This is a genomic window from Pseudanabaena sp. FACHB-2040, assembly GCF_014696715.1.
Lineage (GTDB): Bacteria > Cyanobacteriota > Cyanobacteriia > Phormidesmidales > Phormidesmidaceae > JACVSF01.
Genome location: NZ_JACJQO010000022.1, coordinates 45,884 through 66,545 on the forward strand (window position 1 = coordinate 45,884; position 20,662 = coordinate 66,545).

Sequence of the window (20,662 nt, forward strand, 5' to 3'; positions counted from 1 at the left end):
CAGAATGGTTGCAAGCAGCGAGGGAATCTCAAAACCAGCTTACAGCAAAGGATTGAGCGATCGCTGTGCCCCCACCTAATGGAGTTAGCCCCAATGGAAATTACAACGTTTGAACTGCTGGTTAAGCGCATTGCCCCACTGCCCCCAGCGGCTATTCCGGGAGCAGATGCGATCGCAGCCGTCGCCCGCCGAGTTGTGCAGGGATACTTTCTAACAATTTCTAACCTAGAAGACAAAGACCTCACCTTCCGCCTGGAATTTGTGGTGAGCACCCCCAACCCGCCCGATCCTGACCGCACCCTGACCAGCAACGCCGATCTGCTGATTGACATCGCTGGGGCTAATACACCGCTGACCCTTTCCCAAGCTGGAGATACCTTTAGAGGCTCATTCCGCCTACCTGCTAAGCAAACAGCCTCAGTGCAGCTCCTGCCCAAGCTGCCCCTAGATCTGCTGAGCAATCCCAATCCCGACCTGGAAATCCGCGGCTTTGTGAGGCTGCGGCTGCCCGCCATCTTCCAGGGATTCCCTGGTCCCTTTATCTTTGGGCCGCAGAATGATCGCCCCGTCAAGGTGCTGCTCAACCCCGAAACCCGAGGCACCTTTCTGCCCAACGACTTCCCAGCCTCAACCAGTGGCGAGTTTGACCAGATCAACTACCCAATGGCTCTGGCTAGTGGTCAAGCGCTCAACGAAGTTCCCCCAGAAAGAGGCTTCCGGCCTCCCTTCTCGCAAGATCTGGTGGCTCAACTGGCAGCGGAGTTGCCTGAGCGGTTCCGCCCCCGCCTTGATGGGCTCTCTGAGGTACAGCAGGCCGAGGCCCTAGTTGAAATTTTGAGCCAGATTGAGCCCTCCCAGGAAAACCTTAATAACGTCAGCGACCTGCTGTCGAAGCTGAATATTCCTATCCGGATGGAGGCAATCAATCGCTAATTGAGCTTGGCGCTGTTTGAACTCTTCTAATTTGAACTGTTCTGTTTGAACCGTGCAAAGGGGCGAATTGCGGTTCGCCTCTTTGCCTCAGCCTTTAACCCCCCATTTAACCCCCGCTGCTTATGCTGCCTCAATTTCAGCCCCTTTCCTTTAGCTGGGTAGCGCTCCATCCCCAACCCAAAGGCGTCATTCAATTTATTGGTGGAGCCTTTTTTGGCACGTTCCCAACGATTTTTTACCGCCACCTGCTAAATGAGCTTTTTCAGGCAGGCTATACCCTGGTTGCGCTGCCCTTTCGGTTTAGCTTCCGGCACTGGTCTATTGCTTTGAGCCTTTTAGACGAGCAGCAGAGCCTGCGTCAGCTGCTGCCCGCTCAGGCCCAGAAACGAGGATATGCAGCCGACATCTACTCAGAGTCAGACAGCTACTTCTGGTTGGGGCACAGCCTAGGGTGCAAGTACATAGCGCTGCTGGAGTTGCTGAGCGGCAAAAACTACCCAGCCGCCATTAGCGAAGTGATTGATGCCCAAACGGCTGAGTGGCTACAGCATAAGCTGGCCGGTAAAGAGCAGGCAATCTGCAATCAGCCCTCCCTGCTCATGGCCCCTGATATCAGCGACACGACAACCGCGATTCCCATAAGGTCGCTAGCGCATCTGTTGGATCGTCTAAGGCTAGGCGTACGGCCTACGCGGCAGCAAACCCAGCAGCTGATCGACCGCAGCCAGCTATTTCGGCTAACTGGCATGATTTCGTTTGATCGGGATACAGTGGCTGGCAGCATCCAAGACACCTGTGAGGCTGAGAGCGATGTGCTGTGGCTATATTGTCATCTTCAAACCCAAGGGCTGCTGCACCATGAACTTCCGGGCAAGCATCTAGAGCCGGTAGGCGTTCGAGTTGGCGGCTTTATCGTAGATCTCAACCCGCTGGATAAGTTTCTAAAACCGCTGTCTCAATGGCAAACAGGCGCAAAAGTGCTGACATTTCTTGACGAACTGTCCCTGCGGCTTACCCCTACTGCCTCCGATCCCGTGATCCCTACTGTTTCTGCCCCTTCCTCTATCCAAAAGGCCGTGGCAGTCGGCAAAATGGAAGCTACTATAAATGATGTTGCTTCTTCTGGTGTTGGGTGATTTTTTGAGTCTCACTGATGCCGAGAAGCTGCCCATCTAGCTAGCTACACGGAATCGCGCCACCATGACATCAGTCGTTACCTCTGACCCACAAAAGCGCATGGATGATGCCAAGCACGGATTGCCCGTCACCATCATCACCGGGTTCCTTGGCAGCGGTAAAACGACCCTGCTAAACCACATCCTGAGTAATCAGGAAGGGTTAAAAACCGCTGTGCTGGTTAACGAGTTCGGGGAAATCGGCATCGATAACGACCTGCTGATTGCCACCGAAAGCAGCGACGACACAATGGTAGAGCTGAGCAACGGCTGTATCTGCTGCACCATCAACAACGATCTGATGGATGCTGTCTTCAAAGTGCTGGAGCGGCAGGACAAAATTGACTACCTGGTGGTCGAAACAACCGGACTGGCCGACCCCCTCCCTATCGCCCTCACCTTTTTAGGCACAGAGCTGCGGGACTTGACCCGGCTCGACTCGATTGTTACCGTGGTCGATGCTGAGAACTACAGCGTGGATCTCTTTAACAGTCAGGCTGCCTACAACCAGATCGCTTACGGAGATATCCTCCTGCTCAACAAGGCTGATCTGGTGGACGAGGCCGATCTGGATCTGCTAGAAGTCAAAATCCGCGACATCAAAGAAGGGGCCCGAATTATTCGTACGACGAAGGCTCAAGTGCCCCTGCCGCTTATCCTCAGCGTCGGGCTGTTTGAGTCGGACCAGTATTTCAAGGCTGATAAGGCGCAGGGTCACGATCACGATCATGACCACGACCACGCTCATGAGCATCATGATCACTCAAGCTGCGACCACGACCACGGCCACTGCGAGCACGATCACGACCACGAGCACCATCACCACTCCAACCACCTAGAGGTCGATGGGTTTACCTCGCTGTCCTTCGAAAGCGATCGCCCCTTTGCTATTCGCAAGTTCCAGTATTTTCTAGACAATCAGTTGCCTGAGAGCATCTTCCGGGCTAAGGGCATTCTCTGGTTTGATGAAAGCCCCAAGCGCCACGTCTTTCACCTCAGCGGCAAGCGCTTTTCTCTAGATGACGAGGAATGGAAGGGCAGCCCTAAGAACCAGCTAGTGCTAATTGGGCAGAACTTGGACCACGAGGGGCTGCGATCGCAAATTGAAAGCTGCCTAGCCGTCCCCTCCACCAGCCGGGGCAAAGGCTTTGGCCGATAGGTCATGCAGCATCCTGACTGTCTGGCCTGTCAAACCCTTGCAGGACAAGTCACAGTGCCCGGTGGCACGATCGCCGAGAATGAGTGGTGGCTGGCAGACCATTGCGTGAGTGCTTATGGTGTAGGCGCTGTAGTGGTTAAGTCCAAACAGCACCGGGAAAATCTGTGGGACTTAAGCTCAGCAGAATCGGCCTCTCTGGGGCCTTTTTTGCAGCAGATTTCTCAGGCCATTTCAGAGGCGCTGGGGGCAGAGCGGGTCTATGTTGGCCTGTGGGTTGATCAGCCGCCTTACCACGTCCACTTTGTGGTACAGCCCCGCTATCCGGGCAAAGCCGAATTAGGCCTCAAAGGACTGGAACTGCAGGTATTTCGGTCCCTCGGCAAACCGCCCAGCGCCACCGAGATGGCTGAAGCTGCCGGTAAGCTCAAACAGTATTTGCAGTCCCAACAGCCACAGACCTAAAGGCAGACAATGCGTGTCGTCATTCAACGAGTCAGGGCTTCCAGCGTCTCGGTAGAGGGCAACCTGGTCGGCCAAATCAGCCGAGGCCTAAATTTGCTGGTGGGCGTTGCTCCGACCGATACGGCTGCCGAACTAGACTGGATGGCGCGCAAATGCCTGGATCTGAGACTTTTTCCAGCAGAGGGCAGCGATCGCTGGGAGCAATCCGTGCAGGAGATCGGTGGCGAACTCTTAGTCATCAGCCAGTTCACCCTGTATGGAGACTGTCGCAAAGGCCGTCGCCCTTCTTTTGATCAGGCGGCTCCTCCAGCTCAGGCAGAGGTCTTGTATAACCAGTTTGTCGAGAAGCTGCGACAGAGCGGCTTGCGGGTAGAAACAGGCCAATTTGGAGCCATGATGCAGGTTCATATCGAAAACGATGGCCCCGTTACCCTGCTGTTAGAGCGATCAGCGGCAACAGATAGCTAAGCAAGACTTATCAATTTTCGAAAAGCCATAAGTCAGCTTTTTTGATTAGCGGATCGCGTAGGGTTGGGCTAAAGTAAATAAGCATTTCTCATTATTAAGTTTTTCTTAAACTGCTCCATGTCTGACTCAGCATTCGAGCCTCCACAGTCACCAAGAGTTTTGGTTCATGCCTCTGAGGTTGCCCCTGTTAAAGCAACTCCAGGAGTGACCCTCTTTTGCGACTTTGATGGTCCTATCGTCGATGTCTCTGATCGCTACTATGCCACCTACCGCATGGGTCTAGAGCACATCCAAGCGGTCAGCCAGAAGCAGGTGCCCATTCAAGTTCGCTACCTCTCCAAAGTTCAATTTTGGGCCTTTAAGCAAAACCGGGTGCCCGATCGGCAAATTGCTCTGTGGTCTGGCCTAGAGGGATCGCAGATTAACGACTTCCTAAGCTATGTAGCCCAGATCGTTAATCAGCCCACGCTGCTGCACCAAGACCGGCTCCAGCCTGGTGTGCGGCAGTCGCTGAAGCTGCTGCGCTGCCACGGCATCCGCGTGGTTCTAGTGACACTGCGGGCACCAGAGCAGGTCGTAGCCTTTCTAGAGCAGCACCATCTGGATTGGGCCTTTAGCGGCCTCTACGGTATGCCTCAAACAGATGCGGCTTATGCTAACCAAGCTAATCATAAAATTCAGCGGCTGCGAGATGCGATCGCAGACCAGCACCACCACGACTACAGCACCCAAACCTCGTGGATGATTGGCGACACCGAAGCCGATATCATGGCTGGCCAGTCTGCCGGTCTACCCACAGCCGCTTTGACCTGTGGTATCCGCAGCAGCAACTACCTTAAGGCTTTTCGCCCTACCCTACTATTGCCCGACCTTTGGAGCACTGCCCAACACATCACTAATCAGGTTGCCTTAAGGGTGTAATGATCAAAGGCCTAATCAAATGCCCAGAGACGCGGGTATCGCATCTTCAGGCTAAAGCGTAATCAAAAAGGTAGGCGACTAAGAGGTCAAATCTTGAGGTGCGTAGCGCTCCCACCAACGGTTTAGTGGGTAGTAAACGGCAGGTGCCCAAAGACTGCTCAAAATGGCTGAACTCAAAGCCACCCGCTGGTGAAACTGCCAGATTTCTCCCAAAGACGGGTAGAGAGAATTTGCAGAAAACAGCCGATCGATGCTGACCTGAAGCGCCATCACCGTCTCAGCCACCACCGCCATACCAAAGACAATCAGCGCAATCGAAATAATGTCTTCTTGAATGTATCGCTGCTTTTGCAGGCGAGCCGTCAATACCCCTACCACGATTAAGCTGAGCGTGTGGGTCGGGTGAGGAGCCGTTATGGAATCTTGCAGTAGGCCCATCACTAGACCTGCGATCGCACCTTGGGAAGGCGTCCGCTTGACACTCCAGGCCACCACCCAAATCAGCATCCAGTTAGGCGCAACTCCCAACAGCTCCATCCCTGGAATACGACTAGGAGATAAAACTAGACACAGTAAAACAGACCCCACCGTCACCAAAACATTGAGCCGGCGCTGGCGAAGAGAAACCGGAGACGAGGGCAGCTTAAGTGGAGAAGTCATGGTCTGGCGGGGTTCCTGCCACTATCTGAGTTAGGCGCGAGCGGATCGTCAACCGTTTCACTGGCTTCAAAAGGATGAATGACCACCCACTCCAAAACCGGCAGGGGTGAGGTCAGCTGAATCGTCGCCTCTGGCGCAGGGCTTTTCGTAAGGTCTAAAGATTCAATGCGGCCAATGGGAATATCTCGTGGAAACAGGCGGCTGTAGGAAGAGGTAACCACCACATCTCCTGCCTTCACATCGGGAGACTTGTCAAAAAACTCCATGACCAGCCGATTATTAGACTGACCTCGTACATAGCCCATGATCCGGCTGCGGCTGACTTTTGCCCCCACTCGACTAGTAGGGTCACTCACCAGCAAAACTCGGCTGGTGCTGGGAGAAACCGCCACAATTCGGCCCACCAGCCCGCCTGGCCCAGTCACTACATAGCCAGGTTTTACCCCGTCACGGCTACCTCGGTTGAGAATAGCCTGCTGCCACCAATGATCTGCGCTGCGACCAATAACAGCCGCTGGAATGCCTACACCCGATTGAGCATCTTCGTACTCCACCAGCTCACGCAGTGAGCGATTTTGGCTCTCTAACTCAACCAGGCGCTGCTGCAGCTCTGAAACATAGCTACTTTCTAGCCGAGCCTCCCGGCTGATGCCTGGCTGTAGCGGTCGGGTTATCCAGTGGTAGGCTTCAGACAGCACAAAACCATTGGTTTGGCGGAGAATAACAGCAGAACCAACAGCCAGAAAAACTAGCCCCGATCTCAGAGCATGTCGATTCCACCAACGGCGCAGGGCAAACATCAAAACTCACAGCAGCTAAAAGGTCATAATCACCTAGAGACCAGATCGCCCACTAAAGACGCGACCCATCTGGGTAAAGTTCTCTAGCACCAGACCCGTCCCCAACACAACGCAGCTCAGAGGATCCGCTGCCACATGCACTACGATGCCCGTCTCATGGCTGATCAAAGTATCGAGCCCTTTTAGCAGAGCACCGCCGCCCGCCAGCATAATACCGCGATCGATAATGTCAGCAGCCAGTTCTGGAGGTGTGCGCTCCAGCGTGCGCTTAACCGCTTCTACAATCACTGACAGCGGTTCTGCCATGCTTTCGCGAATTTCTGCGCTCTTGACGGTTACTGTCCGGGGCAGCCCTGACAGCAGGTGCAGACCGCGCACGTCCATCGCAATTTCGTTGTCATCGGGATTGGGATAGGCAGAGCCAATGGAAATTTTGATTTCCTCGGAAGTGCGTTCCCCGATCACCAGGTTGTGTACTTTCTTCATGTACTGGGAAATAGATTCACTCAGCTCATCCCCAGCCACTCTGACAGATTCGCTCAGCACTGTTCCCTGCAAACTCAGGACGGCGACCTCAGTGGTTCCACCCCCGATATCCACAATCATGTTGCCTGTTGGCTCGGCTACTGGCAGCCCGGCTCCAATGGCAGCCGCGACCGGCTCATCAATCAGGTACACCATGCGGGCACCTGCCTGTTGAGCTGCATCCATTACAGCTCGTCGCTCAACCCCAGTGACGCCACTGGGAATGCCGATTACGATGCGGGGCGACACCAGAGTTCGGCCTTCGTGAACCTGCCGAATAAAGTGCTTGAGCATGAGTTCAGCAGTATCGAAGTCGGCAATAACCCCATCTCGCAGAGGTCGTAGAGCAACCACGTTGCCGGGAGTACGACCCAGCATTCGCTTAGCTTCTTCCCCAACCGCCAGGGGTTTTTTCTCAGTTCTATCGATTGCCACCACAGAAGGTTCCTGCAGGACAACTCCTTTACCAGATACATACACAAGGGTATTGGCTGTTCCCAGATCAATACCCATATCTCTTGAAAATGAAAAGCGGTCGAAGAGAGCCACAGGTGGTAACGTCCCTAAAACTTGGCGAACAGGTAGCTAATACAGATGCCGAAGTGGATTCTATTACGTTTCGTATCGAGCCGTCTAGTAAGACATGAATCCTTTCTCGGAGAAAAAGGCAGGATTTCAGGATAGATGCTAATAAATTTTCCTGTTTTTGCCAGCCTTTCTAAAAATCGTTCTTTTAGGCTTCTCTACAGATAGCCCTGGACCTCCCTGATGAAGCCCGTTGCCCCAAAAAGTTCCCTAGTTTTTTGCTATTGGGTAGATTTCGGCTCATCAAGCAGAGGTCTCACTCTACAATGCTTTAATGAATGCCTCTCTATTATTTCCCAATTCCCTATGAGTATAAACGCTGTTACTTTGGTAGGGCGGGCCGGAGGTGACCCGGACGTCAAATACTTTGAATCGGGCAATGTGGTCTGCAACCTCACCTTGGCCGTTAAACGCCGCAGCCGCAATAGCGATCAGCCTGACTGGTTTAATTTAGAGATCTGGGGACGCAGTGCTGAGGTGGCTGCAAACTATGTCCGCAAAGGCAGTCTGATCGGAGTAACTGGCTCACTCAAGCTAGAAAGCTGGCAGGATCGAGCTACAGGTGCGGCGCGGTCAAAGCCGGTCATTCGGGTAGACCGACTGGAATTGCTGGGGTCTCGGCGCGACAGTGAGTCTTCAACCTCAGAAAACTTTGCAGACGACGAGTTTTAACCCATAATCTCGCAGCTGTTCCAGGTGGGATAGGGCATTACCCGCACTTTCCCCTCGAAGGGAATGTCTAGCTTGGCCACACCGCTAGCTCCATTAATGATTAAGTGCTGCCTCAAAAACCCCCTGGCTTCTTCGAGGGAGTTTAGGTAGTAGTTGATCACATAGAGGTAAGGCTTAAGCTGGTTTGCCCGTGCGGGAGCCAATTCCCACATGGTTAGCCTAACCCCACTTGGCCGCTCTGAGATGCGGAAATGGAGAATATGATCCGAGGCTAGGGCGTACATGATGCTCCAAAGAAGACCGTAGATGGACGACGTTAATCCTTAAGCTCCCTGACTGCTGCTGGCTCAAGTGTGAGCGCTCAACATTCTGAAATTTGCCCAAGACCCGCTGAAACTTCACCCGAATCAAATATATAGTCACAAGCTTAATTCGCCAATAGATCTTCTCCAACTCTTGCCGTTTCAAAATGAAAATGTAGGCAATTTAGTGGAAACAGCATCATTCGCTATTGATGTGTTCTATTTCGCTGTCTAAAAATAAACGCCGAACTCAAGCCGCATAGGATCAGCAAAACCCAGTTTCCCCAGCGAACATAGGGTGTGAATGTTTGCCGCCGATAGATAATTGCCTTGTGTGTAACGTAGGTGCTGGGGGTAGCTAACCATTGAGTTCTTCCCTGCGAATCAACAACTCCCGATAGGCCGGTGTTGGTTGCCCGCACCGCCCAGCGATCGTTTTCAATCGCTCGAATCACGTCTAGGGCATGGTGCTGCACCATCATGCGAGGGGGGTAGGGGTCGTTGTTGGAAGCCGTCAGGATAAATTCGCCGCCATTGCGGGCCTGCTCCCGGAAGAGCCAGCTATAGGCAGATTCGTAGCAAATACCTACAATGGCCGGACCTAAACGAGTAGTGAACTGCTGATTAGGGTCGCCCTGTACCAAGTAGCTGTCTAGCGGCGATAGCCGCCCAATGAGTTGGCCAAGAAGGGATTCAAAGGGCAGGTACTCCCCTAGAGGCACAAGCTGCACCTTGTTGTAGCGACCTGCGGCCATTCCTTGATTGTTGATCTCCAGCAGGCTTTGAGTCAGGCGAGGTTTTGGCTGCTGAGAATCGGTGGCAAAGGTGCCTAGCCAAAGGGGGACTCCAGCGGCTTCAGTGGCTTGCACTAAAGAGTTAGTTTGACCTACACTAACGTCCCAAATAGCTGGAATGGCTCCTTCTGGCGTCAGCACTGCGTCAACTCCTTGGGCCACCAATGCTTTGTAGCCTTCGGTGTAGCCGTCCATCGCCCGGCGAATGCCTTCTGGCGTCAGCTTGACGCGCGTAGGCACGTTGCCCTGAATCAAGCCGATAGCCACTGCCGAAGTCGGATTGTCTGCAGAGCTACCTATAAACATGGCTGCTCCTAGGCCATGAGCGGCAACCAGCAGTGCGATCGCACCCCCCACCAACAACCTAAACCGATGGCTTGGAGCAGCAGCGGCCGACTGATTAAAAAAGACCCACCACGCTTCTGCCAGCAAGCCATTAAATCCCACTAAAACTGCCGCTACTAACAACTGTCCCGACAACTGGCTCAGCTGCAGGATTACCAGATTACCGGGGCTTTGGGTGAGGGCCAGGGCTGACCAATCGAGGGGGGTGTGGTTGCGCAGCTGCTCCAGCAGGACCCACAGAACCGCGCTGTTTAACACCCGAACCCCTGGCCCAGTGGCTTTTAAGCGGCTGAGGTAGTGCAGACCTACGGCCCATAGCCCCACAGTCACCGCCCCCCAAAGGGTGACAAAACTCCAGGCAAAGGCTGCGATCGCAACACTTCCCAACCAGGGCACCCCCATCCAAGTCAGAGGATGGAGGTGGGTAATCCAGGAGAGAACGCTGCCGTGAAAGCCCACTCCCCAGATCAAGCCATAGGCAAACACAACCCGCCAAGACTGCCCGTTACTGGCTAGAACCAGCTCCCAGAGGGGAATCAGGCCGAACCAAGCCAGCGGCCAGAGCCCTAGAGGAGGCGTGGCCAGCGACATTAATAGACCACTGCCCATCGCCAGCAGCGCCGTTTTCCACGACAGCGAAAGGGTTAGTCCGGAGCGCCCTCGTTGCGACTTTGCTAGCAAATCGATCACGTTGCTCATTTCAAAACTGACCTACGACAGACGTCGTCAAAACCTGGGCAGGGGATAGTGTGAAAGATCCGCACCCTAGCGGACGGCTATTGCCCCTCAGCCCCACCTGAGGGCATGGCACGATGATAATCACGGGTTTAGCAGGCAGCTCCATGCAAAACTTGGCACAGTCTTTTTACAGCTGGTACAGCCAAACGATTCGCCATCCCAAATACCGCTGGTTCTTAGTTGCAGGTACACTGCTGTACCTGCTTAGTCCAATAGACATTTCACCAGATTTCATTCCTATTATCGGCTGGATCGACGATAGCGTTGTAGCCGTCCTGCTGGTTGCAGAACTGGCTGAGATCTTGCGCGATGTCCTTAATGGTCGCAGTCGTCAAGGCGATACCGCAGAAGCCCCTGAACCTGAACCTGAACCAAAAACCATTGACATTACCTAGATTAGGTCTTCAGCACCTGAGCTGAGCTACCAAACTCTAGAAAGAGAAGACAAGGTAGGCAAATCCCTTTACTGCCATGTAGTTGGCTCTAGCTGCCCCTGCCGTTGGTCCTAGTGCCCTAACACTTTTTGACCACCCATTCTTCTGAGCCTAGTCTCACTAAAGTACAACCGAACCAAACTCGTAAGCGCAATATGGCTATTAAAAAAGACCCCCAACCGCCTCGCTCTAGGCTCATTCTCAATATTGTCTTTCTGGTTGCCAGCGGACTTTTGCTGCTGAATATTCTCCTGCCTGGGTTCTTGGGGCCATCTATGGCTCGTGAACCCTACAGCATGTTTATTCATCGGGTGCAGGAGCACGAGGTGATGCGAGCATCGGTCGGTCAGGAGGAAATTCGCTACCAGCTCAAAAATGAGAACGGCGAGCCAGGAGAGGTCTATGCCACCACTCCCATCTTTGACCTGAACTTGCCGCACCTGCTAGAAGATAACGGCGTTGAGTTTGCAGCGGTCTCGCCTCCCAAAAATCAGTGGCTTGGCAGCCTTTTGAGCTGGGTGATTCCGCCTCTAATCTTTGTCGCGATCTGGCGCTTCTTCATTGCCCGCAGCGCGGGCGGGGGACCGGCAGGGGCTTTGTCGATTGGCAAGAGCCGGGCCAAGGTCTACGTTGAAGGCGAGTCAGCCAAGATCACCTTTAACGATGTGGCTGGAGTAGAAGAAGCCAAAACTGAGCTAGTTGAAATCGTAGACTTTTTGAAAACGCCCAAGCGCTTTACTGAGCTAGGGGCCAAAATTCCCAAAGGGGTCTTGCTCGTTGGCCCGCCGGGAACAGGTAAAACCTTGCTGGCCAAAGCCGTTGCAGGAGAAGCCGGAGTCGCCTTCTTCAGCATTTCTGGTTCTGAGTTTGTCGAGCTGTTTGTTGGAGTCGGCTCCTCCCGTGTCCGCGACCTCTTTGAGCAGGCTAAAAAGCAGGCTCCCTGTATTATCTTTATCGACGAGCTAGATGCTATTGGTAAGTCCCGTTCGTCGGGCGGCTTCTATGGCGGTAATGATGAGCGGGAGCAAACCCTAAACCAGCTCTTGACCGAGATGGATGGCTTTGATGCAGGTGATACGACCGTCATCGTGCTAGCAGCCACCAACCGCCCCGAATCGCTTGATGCAGCGCTGCTGCGCCCAGGCCGTTTTGATCGGCAGGTGCTGGTAGATCGCCCCGATCTGATCGGGCGAGAAGCCATTCTCAAGATTCACGCTAAGGATGTCAAGCTGGCTGATAGTGTCAATTTGAAAGCGATCGCGACTCGTACCCCCGGTTTTGCTGGAGCCGACCTAGCCAACCTAGTCAACGAAGCTGCCCTGCTAGCGGCCCGTAACAACCGCCAGGAAGTGATCCAGGAAGACTTCGCTGAAGCAATTGAGCGCGTGGTTGCTGGACTAGAGAAAAAGAGTCGAGTACTCAACGAGCGTGAGAAGAAAATCGTGGCCTACCACGAAGTTGGTCACGCGCTGGTCGGTGCACTAATGCCCGGAAGCGACCAAGTCGAAAAGATCTCCATCGTGCCGCGCGGCATGGCCGCCCTGGGCTATACCCTGCAGCTACCCACCGAAGATCGCTTCCTGCGAGACGAGGCCGAACTCAAAGGCCAAATTGCCACCCTGCTAGGGGGCCGCTCAGCGGAAGAGCTAATCTTTGGCAGCATCACCACAGGCGCTGCTAACGACTTGCAGCGGGCTACTGACCTAGCCGAACAGATGGTCACAACCTACGGCATGAGCCAGGTACTAGGGCCACTCGCTTACGACCGGGGTCAGCGCAACGCCTTCCTCGACAACGGTATGCCCAATTCTCGCCGTCCGATGAGTGAACAGACTGCCAAGGCCATCGATGAAGAGGTCAAAGGACTGGTCGAAGAGGGGCATCAGCGGGCTCTAGCCATTCTTGGGAGCAATCGGGACTTGCTGGAGACACTAGCTCAACAGCTGCTAGAGGCCGAAGTCATTGAAGGGGAATCTCTGCGGGATACCCTGAAGCAGGTGAATATGCCGGAATCAGCGTAGCTCAATGGCCTTCAGGAATTGGCTTCGGTATAACAGCTCCAGTTTCTGATCCTTCAGCCTAATTACTCTTAGTAGAGACGCGATTAATCGCGTCTCTACTGGTTTAAAGGGAATCAATCGCCGCAGTAAGCGATCAGATCAATTTCCACGTCACCATAATCAGCCAGCGCCGTCACTCCCACCGTAGTGCGGCTAGGCATTCGCCCCGGGATGAAGTAGGACTGATAGGTTTGATTCACCACTTCGTAATAGCGAAAGTCAGTCACAAAAATGCGGGCCATCACCACCTTCTCCAGGCTGCTGCCTGCATGGCTTAGGACCAGCTTAAGATTTTCCATCACCTGCCGGGTCTGCTCCTCAAGGCTGCCCTTAATAACTTTTCCCGTTTCTGGGTCCTCAGCCAATTGCCCGGTAACAAACAAAAAATCTCCAGCTCGCACTGCATGAGAATAGGGAGCGACCGGAGGCAGTTGACCAGGAAGCGTAATAAATTCAATCACGAGAAGACTACAGAGAAACAATCTCGTGATTAGAGCACATTTAATTGCGGGTATCCAGGTATAAGAGATACCGGATTAGAAAATAATGTCTAGGCCCAGGGTCTTAAGGTCCACGGTGTAAATTCGGCTGTAAGCTCCCTCTGAAACGGCCCACAGTAGCTGGGTTGCAGAGAGAGGCAACACATCTGCCGGCCGAGGCAATCTATCAATTTGCCCGATCACCTGCCCCTCTTCGCTAATCAGCCGCAGCTTGCCGTCTAGGCTGATAGCAGCATAACCAGCCCCAGTGTCGATCAGCCAGTGAGGCTGAATATCCAAGCGGTAGCGGCTGACTCGGAAGGGTTTAAAGTCAATCACTAGAACAACGTTGGGAAAATGCTGCTCTAAAGCTAGAAAACGGTAGGGTTTGGCAGCCGGTACTAAAGCTTGTAAAGCTGTATACAGAGATAAGGTGCCAACGGCGGTGCCCCGTCGGGTAAAACACTGAAAAGTGGTAGTTGCAGCTTGCGCGATCGCAACCAAAAAATGACGCGTATCCAACGCGCTCAAAGCCACAACCTGCCCTTCAGCCACCGGCATCGATACCCGCGTCAGGGGTAAGCTTTCAAGGCGGTGATCAGGCCCGGTTAGTCGTCGCAGCAGAAGCTGGCGCTCTGAGGGTGGGCTCTCTACATTGCAGGCGGCAAACCAGCGGCCATCTGGAGTGAGTGCGGCTTTGACTGGGTGGTCGAAACGTGCGATCGCAACGACTCCCTGCTTCATCGACAGCATATGGATTGAGTAATCCGTAAACAGACAGCCCCCGTAGGGCACTGCCTGAAACTGCCGAATCGGCCAGGGCAGCGTCAAGCCTTGGGGCTGGCCGATTCGCTCCTGTCCCTGCCCCGTCCAGTGGTAAACCCAAACCCGGCGCTGGCAGCCTGTCACCAGCAGCGTTCCCTGAGTAACCTCCTGTCCTTGAACAGTCTGATGGGTTCTGGTCAGGGGAACGTTTACCCAGCCCACGACTTCAACCGGGTAAGGCAACGTGACAAAGGTTAGAGCAGGCGCAGACATCGGAGGCTCTAACGGCTGCCGCACCGAACTCGCTAACTGCTCCTGCGGCAGCTGATGCGCTACTGTTTCAACCGCTGCCAACATTTCAGCCGCCGTCTTATAGCGTTTAGCCAGGAGCTTTTGCAGGGCCTTACGCAGAATCTCATTCAGCGGTACCGGCAGGTGCTCGGGCAGAATCGCCCGCTGATTTAGGTGAGCCACCATCAACTCTGTCGGTGTTCCCGAGAAAGGCCGCTGTCCCGTCAGCAGCTCATAGAGAATAACGCCCACAGCATAGAGGTCCGAAGCTGCCGGGTGCTGATTGTAAAACCTTTCTGGAGCCATGTAGGCTGGCGATCCGGTGTTTCCCAGTTCTGCCTCACTGGCCTCTAGGCTAAGGCGGGCAATGCCAAAGTCCGAAATTTTGACCTGCCAGCCTCCCGGCACAATCGACAGCAGAATGTTCTCAGGCTTGATATCGCAGTGCACAATGCCCTGGCGGTGGGCCTGATCAAGCGCCCGTAGAATATCGCTGACAAATCCCAGCACTTCTGCCAGGCTCAAGGGCACCTCATGCTCAATCAGAGCGCGCAAGGTGCCGCCCTCGCAGTAGTCCAGCACCAGTTGCCGCCCGGTTGCAGAGTGCTCTAGGGCCTGACAAGTGGCAATATTAGGGTGCTCCAGACTCAGGAGAAACCGCAGCTCTCGAAGAAACTTGTGAGTTGAAAAGCGATCGCGGTTGAGATCCTTAAGCGCTACCAAATCCCCCGTTTGGCGATGGATCGCACAGTAGACCCGACCAAACTGCCCATGCCCTACTAGCCCAAGCAATCGATAGTGAGACCGCCGCAACCTCCGGGAAATAGCCACAAGTCATGTCATTCCTGCTGCAGGAGCGCTTGCATAATAGTCTGATGGGGCTGGCTACCAGCTACCATGGCTTCAGCCTTTTCTAACCGCTTCGCTAGGCCTACAACAAAGCGGTTGCAGTCATCGCCTTTAGAATCGCAGCTGGTTTGCAGACACTTCAGCTCTCGGCCGGTCAATTGGCTCAGAAAAACCTCTACAATTCCCTGCTCCAAGGAGCCGGAGGGTTGCTGTCCTTTAGGGGCGTAGGCCGTAAAGGGGGAGTGCCAGATTTCTACCGTCAAAAAGCCCTGCTCTCGGTGAACCGTATCGAGATGAATTTGGCCCCAACCGTGGGTTCGCCAACATTGCTGGAGAGACTGCAGAAATTCGACCATTGACAGGTCAGCCAGTGGCTTGCCGTAGTAGTCGCTCAGCTCTTCACAAAACCGGGCATAGAAGTTTTTGCCCCACCAGCGGCCACAGTTATACAGCACCAGTTTGGAAGCATGCCCCGTTTCTTTTTCAAGCCCAGCGTAAATTGCTTTGAGCAGCGGTTCAGGAATTGCCAGCAGACGATCGCCCCGGCGGTTTTCCAGCAGGCCCAGTTCGAGCGAACCACGAACGTAAAGATCGCTGGCAAAGTAGTTACCGGGCAAGCGGCTGTCAATCAGTAAATCAGCAACGGAAACCATGTTCTGACCACCTGTAGGGGGTTATGAAGGGCAAGGGAAATTTTAGAAACCGCTAGAGAAGCCAGCAGGAACACTTTCAACGGTTTCCCGCACATTCTTTAGCAGGGTCTGAGCTTTTTCGAGGCAGGGCTTGAGCAGGCTCATCTGCTGAGGCGGCAGAGTTTGGCTCAAGCGCTGGGCTAATACTTCAAATAGCTTTTGGTCAACCGCCTCTGTGTTGTAGGCCTTGACTATCTCTGGCAGCCAACCCCGCAGCCGCTCTTCTACAAACACCTCGTCATCCATCAGCATGGCCATAGCGGCATAGCGCAAAACCAGTAGGCCGCTGCGAACGCTAAATTCTAAAGTGGCTTCGGGCACGTCCGGCATTTGCTGCTGCAGACTATCGGCTACTGGCTGCATCAGCGCCACTTCCTGATCTCGCAGCAGACGATAGGCTTTCATGCGCTCTGGAATAGAGCTAACATACTGACTCAAAACACTCAGTTCGTCGGCATTGAGATAGCGTTTTTCGGGCTCATCAAACAGGGCATCCAATTTAGGGTTCATATTGGGTCCTCAGGGGTTAGGAGTTAGCAGTAGAAGTTAGGAGTATTGGTTGGGTGTTCAATCGGGCGATGGGAATTGAACGTCAGTGAGTTTAGACGATGCCCTTGCCTTAAAACGACCTGCTTGAAGGAAGTTACTCTGGTCTTTAAGAGACCTCGTAATAACCGTTAATAGCCTGACTCAGAACAAGTCAGAGAAGAGATCGAGGGTGAGAGAATCACCGGCAGCTGCTGGCGCATCAGAAAGCATTTCAATCGGCGCAACTGGAGCTGCAATTACAGGCTGGCCTTCCCAGGGAAGGGTGCCAAAGAAGGTGCTTACCCGCATTGTCATGAGCGACTCACCCGATGGATCGTCGGTAGGCTCATGGCTGGCAACTTGGGGAGGCCGCCCATCCCAGGCCATCAATTCGAAGAAGGTGCGAACGGAGTCTTGCAGCCAGGGCTGAGACGCTGTCCCCGCTCCATTGGCTTTGGCGGTCAGATTAATCATGCGCCGCTCTCCCCAGATCGCAGCCGCTTCTCGATATCGCGGGCAGTAGCCCCTTCGTTCATCCAGAAGGCGGCTGCATCAATCCGCTCTTTGCCGCCTAGGAGAAACTTGCAGTAGGTTTCCCCCATTGAGTAGCACTGAATTTCAATGCAGCTCAGCTGCTTGCGCACCATTTCTGTAAAGAAGCCCGCAAAGAGCCCAGCATAGAGGTGACAGACAGGCTTGCCGACATCCCCTAAGGTGCGAGCTACGGCGGAGTCGAAGAGGTTGATGAACATAAAGCCCTGCTTGCGATCGCTCATGTCCACCTCCCACCGGCCCCAGCCCTGGGCAATGTACGGCCACCACCAAGTCTCTAGCAGAAACATCAGGTTGGCGCTGCGAGAACTCATGCCAAACTCTTTTTCAAACCAAGTTTGGAAAACAAGGGAATCGTATTTGCCCCACTCTATGCCGATGGAGTACATGATGGCGGCGGAAGATTCGCCAACCTCTTCTTCCAAACCTTCTAACAAACCAATGATAAAGTCTTCGCTGGTAAAGACATTGCGGCACTCATTCCAGTCAGTAATAATGCCCTGTTCAGGGTTGAACTGGAAGAAGTCCCGTAGCGCATAATGGTTATGCTTTTTGGGGTGCTTGTGGTGGAGACGGTGGGCTGTCTCGGTGGTCGTAACCATAGGTGTTTTGAGCCCTGAAAGACTGTACTCACTGCTAGGTGTAATGTGCCCAGCCTGCAGCGGAAGTAACGGCAACAGAGATCTTGTTGAAAAACTTTAAGCTTTTTCAATACCTATTGATTTGATCAGTTATGAGCCCTCTGACTGACTTACAAGTAGAGGAAATGGGAACAATTTAAGAATCAGGAAAAAGCTTCTGCCTTCCACCTTCTGCCCCTGCCTTCCACCTTTTGCCCTCTGCCCCACCTAATACCGAGGCACCGAACGATCAACCACAGCACTATAAGCATCAATACCACCAGCCAGGTTCTTCACGTTGGTAAAGCCCTGCTGCGATAGCCACTGGCACATCTGGGCGGAGCGCATGCCGTGGTGGCACATCACAATGGTTTCTTTTTCGTTGTCAAAACGGTTGTGAATGCTCTCTGACCAGTCGGCAAATTCGCTTAGAGGCAGGCGTTCAAAGCCTTCAAGGGAAGCTAGCTCAAGCTCTGTCGGTTCTCGTACGTCGATTAGCTGCAGCTTATCTCGCTCAGTCTGGAAGCGTTGGGCAAAGGTTTCGACGTCGATTTGCTCAAAGGGGACAGCAGGATTAGGAGACATAATAATTTAGCCTAATCAATGAGTATAGTAAACTCGATTTATTTTAAGCAATTACAAAGTGATGACACAAGGCTGTCACATTGCGATCGCACCAAAGACACGCCAATTATTTACATTTAAACCTAAGTAGAGAGTTCTACTCCTCACAACACCCATCGCCAAGGGGCTTTCCCCTTGGCATTTCTTTTGGGTACCCCGGCTGAACGAAGAAACCGGATTTCTTTGGAGAAACCCGGTTTCTGAAGGTTAGACCTTAGATTCTTCTCTAACTAGCTTGTCCCAGCCCAGGTCTTTGAGGCTGTTGTTTCGCCGCAGGGGACGGGTCACCAGTTCTAAAATGTCGCGGGCATTGCTGAAGCCGTGGATCTGGGCGAAGGTAAATTCGACCGACCACTTGGTGTTGATGCCCCGCGCTTCTAGAGGATTGGCGTGGGCCATGCCCGTAATTACCAAATCCGGCTGGGTTGCGTTGATGCGCTGCAGCTGGTTGTAGTTGTCGGGCTTTTCGATGATCTTGGGCAGGGGCGCGCCCATGTCGTGGCAGGTTTTCTCCAACAGGGCCAGTTCGCCTGCCTGGTAGCGCTTATCCATATAGGGAATGCCGATTTCGGGAACGGTCATGCCGCAGCGGATAAGGAAGCGGGCCAGGGAGATTTCCAGCAGGTTGTCGCCCATGAAGTAGACTGACTTGCCGCGAATCAGGGCCAGGTAATCTTCCAGCGATTCCCAAATCTTGGCTTCCCGCTCATCTAGCCCCTGAGGTTCAATACCAAACACGGAGCAGATTTTCTCGATCCAGGCGCGGGTGCCGTCTGGGCCGATGGGGAAGGGCGCGCCGATCAGCTTGCACTTGCGGCGGCGCATCAGGGCGGTAGCTGTGCGAGAGAGGAAGGGGTTGATGCCAGCGACATAGTAGCCTTCGTCGATCACGGGCAGTTCGGTATAGCGCTTGGCGGGCAGCCAGCCAGATACTTTAATGCCCTGCTTCTTCAGCTCCAGGGTCATTTGGGTGACGATGGGATCGGGCACCGAGCCAAACAGAACCAGGGGCGGGTGATCTTTGTACTCAGGTTCTGCGGTAGTGGGAGTGTCTTCTTTTTTACGGCCAAAGCTCAGCAGTTTTTGAATGCCGCCGCGCTCTTCTTTTTCGGCTTCGGTGGTGACGGTGGCGCTAGTGGGGCAGCGGTGCACCATCGCAGCTAGCACCGTGTCTTCGCCCTGGGTGAAGGCGTAGTCTAGGCCATTGGCCCGAGCGACGACGATGGGAATACCGATTTCAGCTTCGAGCTTAGGGGCGATGCCTTCGAGATCCATTTTGATGATCTCGGTGGTGCAGGTGCCGATCCAGACGATGACGGAGGGGTTGCGATCGCGTTTGATCTGATCGCACAACCGCTTTAGTTCCTCATAGTCATTAAGTTGGGCCGAAATGTCGCCCTCCTCCAGCTCTGCCATCGCGTAACGCGGCTCAGCAAAAATCATCACGCCCATGGCGTTTTGCAGAAAGTAGCCGCAGGTTTTAGTGCCGATGACTAGGAAGAAGCTGTCTTCGATTTTTTGGTAAAGCCAAGCAACACAGCTAATGGGGCAAAAAGTGTGGTAATTGCCGGTGTCGCACTCAAACTCAAGGGAAGGGGCGGGGCTAGAAGAGGCGGGGCTATTGGCAAGGGTCATGGTGGTGGTCTCTTACTCGAAATGTTTAGGGCAGCTAACGTTGCGCGGGGCACCAAAAGCCTAAAACCCAACCCTCAAGACCTTAGAAAATTCGACTAGAAGACTATGACTTCGTGCGAGGCCGATCATCTTCTCTGCCCCCCACCCCACGACACTCTTCGTCTTTGTCGGGAGCAGGTTTGGCCGGGATCTGTTCTACGTTGAGGGTAACGGGAAGGGCGACGGGAGCCTCCATATTTACTTCGGCTTGGCTGCTGCTGGGCAGCATACGCTGGGCATCAGCCAAAGCTTTGAGCTCTTTGTCGGGGCTAATATTGAGCCCTAGAGCGGCAACGATACGGTCAGGGTTGCTGCTGAGATCCACCACCAGAGGAAGAAGTTGGGTCAGATTGGGCTCTAGCGTTGAGAGCACTCCCAGAATGAATCCAGAGGCCGGGCGGCGCTGCCCATCCACAGTGACCCAGAGACCTAGACGGTCGATCCACTCACGATTGTCCCGGTAATAGGTCAGCCACTTAACTTTGAGAGACTGACGCAGTTGCTTGCTGTTCACAGATGTTTTGAGGGTGCGGACATTCAACCCCTTCTCCAGAG

The 20,662-nt window shown here is 53.8% G+C and carries 23 protein-coding genes; 9 read left to right on the forward strand and 14 right to left on the reverse strand.

Annotated elements, in window-relative coordinates; translation table 11 throughout:
• Positions 1-93 precede the first annotated feature (93 nt).
• The 6 genes from H6G13_RS23240 (at position 94) to H6G13_RS23265 (ending at position 5,118) form a co-directional block, all read left to right on the forward strand.
• Positions 94-933 carry a hypothetical protein gene (locus H6G13_RS23240; protein WP_190487362.1) on the forward strand — a complete coding sequence of 280 codons (840 nt, stop codon included), beginning with the start codon at positions 94-96 and terminating at the stop codon, positions 931-933.
• A 122-nt stretch (positions 934-1,055) separates the two neighbouring features.
• On the forward strand, positions 1,056-2,069 hold the full coding sequence (locus tag H6G13_RS23245; protein WP_190487364.1) for a DUF1350 family protein: 1,014 nt from the start codon (positions 1,056-1,058) through the stop codon (positions 2,067-2,069).
• 64 nt (positions 2,070-2,133) lie between these two features.
• Entirely contained in the window at positions 2,134-3,267 is a 1,134-nt protein-coding gene (locus H6G13_RS23250; protein WP_242028490.1) for a GTP-binding protein, read from the forward strand.
• A 3-nt stretch (positions 3,268-3,270) separates the two neighbouring features.
• Positions 3,271-3,729 (forward strand): diadenosine tetraphosphate hydrolase, encoded by a 459-nt coding sequence (locus tag H6G13_RS23255; RefSeq protein WP_190487366.1) that lies wholly within the window; start codon positions 3,271-3,273, stop codon positions 3,727-3,729.
• 9 nt (positions 3,730-3,738) lie between these two features.
• Positions 3,739-4,197: a D-aminoacyl-tRNA deacylase gene (dtd, locus tag H6G13_RS23260; RefSeq protein ID WP_190487368.1), complete on the forward strand. Its 459-nt coding sequence runs from the start codon at positions 3,739-3,741 to the stop codon at positions 4,195-4,197.
• Positions 4,198-4,314: 117 nt separating this feature from the next.
• On the forward strand, positions 4,315-5,118 hold the full coding sequence (locus H6G13_RS23265) for an HAD hydrolase-like protein (RefSeq protein WP_190487370.1): 804 nt from the start codon (positions 4,315-4,317) through the stop codon (positions 5,116-5,118).
• 78 nt (positions 5,119-5,196) lie between these two features.
• On the opposite strand, the gene mreD is transcribed toward H6G13_RS23265, so the two are convergent.
• From mreD to H6G13_RS23280, 3 genes are read right to left on the reverse strand one after another with little or no spacing between them, the layout of a single operon-like run.
• Positions 5,197-5,778, reverse strand: a complete 582-nt coding sequence (gene mreD / locus H6G13_RS23270) for a rod shape-determining protein MreD (RefSeq protein WP_190487372.1) — start codon at positions 5,776-5,778, stop codon at positions 5,197-5,199.
• The gene (mreC, locus tag H6G13_RS23275) at positions 5,775-6,578 is read right to left on the reverse strand and encodes a rod shape-determining protein MreC (protein ID WP_190487374.1); all 804 of its coding nucleotides are present in this window, start codon (positions 6,576-6,578) and stop codon (positions 5,775-5,777) included. The genes mreD and mreC overlap by 4 nt, the downstream gene beginning before the upstream one ends.
• 33 nt (positions 6,579-6,611) lie before the next feature.
• On the reverse strand, positions 6,612-7,652 hold the full coding sequence (locus H6G13_RS23280; protein WP_347277521.1) for a rod shape-determining protein: 1,041 nt from the start codon (positions 7,650-7,652) through the stop codon (positions 6,612-6,614).
• A 342-nt stretch (positions 7,653-7,994) separates the two neighbouring features.
• Between H6G13_RS23280 and H6G13_RS23285 the strand changes: the two genes are divergently transcribed.
• Positions 7,995-8,360 carry a single-stranded DNA-binding protein gene (locus tag H6G13_RS23285; protein WP_190487378.1) on the forward strand — a complete coding sequence of 122 codons (366 nt, stop codon included), beginning with the start codon at positions 7,995-7,997 and terminating at the stop codon, positions 8,358-8,360.
• Here the strand turns inward: H6G13_RS23285 and H6G13_RS23290 are convergent.
• Positions 8,357-8,644, reverse strand: coding sequence for a hypothetical protein (locus H6G13_RS23290; RefSeq protein WP_190487380.1), 288 nt, complete (start codon positions 8,642-8,644; stop codon positions 8,357-8,359). The two genes, H6G13_RS23285 and H6G13_RS23290, sit on opposite strands and share 4 nt — an antisense overlap.
• Before the next feature lie 224 nt (positions 8,645-8,868).
• Positions 8,869-10,500 (reverse strand): apolipoprotein N-acyltransferase, encoded by a 1,632-nt coding sequence (gene lnt, locus H6G13_RS23295; protein WP_190487382.1) that lies wholly within the window; start codon positions 10,498-10,500, stop codon positions 8,869-8,871.
• A 143-nt stretch (positions 10,501-10,643) separates the two neighbouring features.
• Here lnt and H6G13_RS23300 point away from each other — a divergent pair, with 143 nt between their 5' ends.
• Positions 10,644-10,934, forward strand: a complete 291-nt coding sequence (locus H6G13_RS23300) for a YkvA family protein (protein WP_190487384.1) — start codon at positions 10,644-10,646, stop codon at positions 10,932-10,934.
• A 194-nt stretch (positions 10,935-11,128) separates the two neighbouring features.
• Entirely contained in the window at positions 11,129-12,994 is a 1,866-nt protein-coding gene (gene ftsH / locus H6G13_RS23305) for an ATP-dependent zinc metalloprotease FtsH (protein WP_190487386.1), read from the forward strand.
• Positions 12,995-13,107: 113 nt separating this feature from the next.
• Here the strand turns inward: ftsH and H6G13_RS23310 are convergent, their stop codons facing one another.
• From H6G13_RS23310 to H6G13_RS23350, 9 genes are all read right to left on the reverse strand, one after another.
• Complete coding sequence (locus tag H6G13_RS23310) at positions 13,108-13,494, reverse strand: Rid family detoxifying hydrolase (RefSeq protein WP_190487387.1); 387 nt, start codon at positions 13,492-13,494, stop codon at positions 13,108-13,110.
• A gap of 75 nt (positions 13,495-13,569) precedes the next feature.
• Entirely contained in the window at positions 13,570-15,399 is a 1,830-nt protein-coding gene (locus H6G13_RS23315) for a protein kinase (protein ID WP_190487388.1), read from the reverse strand.
• Between the two features lie 8 nt (positions 15,400-15,407).
• Positions 15,408-16,070: a V4R domain-containing protein gene (locus H6G13_RS23320; RefSeq protein ID WP_190487389.1), complete on the reverse strand. Its 663-nt coding sequence runs from the start codon at positions 16,068-16,070 to the stop codon at positions 15,408-15,410.
• Positions 16,071-16,112: 42 nt separating this feature from the next.
• A complete protein-coding gene (locus tag H6G13_RS23325; protein ID WP_190487390.1) occupies positions 16,113-16,619 on the reverse strand; it encodes a hypothetical protein in 507 nt (168 codons plus the stop codon).
• Positions 16,620-16,799: 180 nt separating this feature from the next.
• Positions 16,800-17,111: a hypothetical protein gene (locus H6G13_RS23330; protein WP_190487391.1), complete on the reverse strand. Its 312-nt coding sequence runs from the start codon at positions 17,109-17,111 to the stop codon at positions 16,800-16,802.
• Positions 17,108-17,791, reverse strand: a complete 684-nt coding sequence (locus tag H6G13_RS23335) for a V4R domain-containing protein (RefSeq protein WP_190487392.1) — start codon at positions 17,789-17,791, stop codon at positions 17,108-17,110. The genes H6G13_RS23330 and H6G13_RS23335 overlap by 4 nt, the downstream gene beginning before the upstream one ends.
• 246 nt (positions 17,792-18,037) lie before the next feature.
• Entirely contained in the window at positions 18,038-18,394 is a 357-nt protein-coding gene (locus H6G13_RS23340) for a rhodanese-like domain-containing protein (protein WP_190487393.1), read from the reverse strand.
• A 246-nt stretch (positions 18,395-18,640) separates the two neighbouring features.
• On the reverse strand, positions 18,641-20,068 hold the full coding sequence (locus tag H6G13_RS23345; RefSeq protein ID WP_190487395.1) for a ferredoxin:protochlorophyllide reductase (ATP-dependent) subunit N: 1,428 nt from the start codon (positions 20,066-20,068) through the stop codon (positions 18,641-18,643).
• A gap of 103 nt (positions 20,069-20,171) precedes the next feature.
• Positions 20,172-20,621 (reverse strand): DUF5331 domain-containing protein, encoded by a 450-nt coding sequence (locus H6G13_RS23350; protein WP_190487396.1) that lies wholly within the window; start codon positions 20,619-20,621, stop codon positions 20,172-20,174.
• Positions 20,622-20,662: the final 41 nt, after the last annotated feature.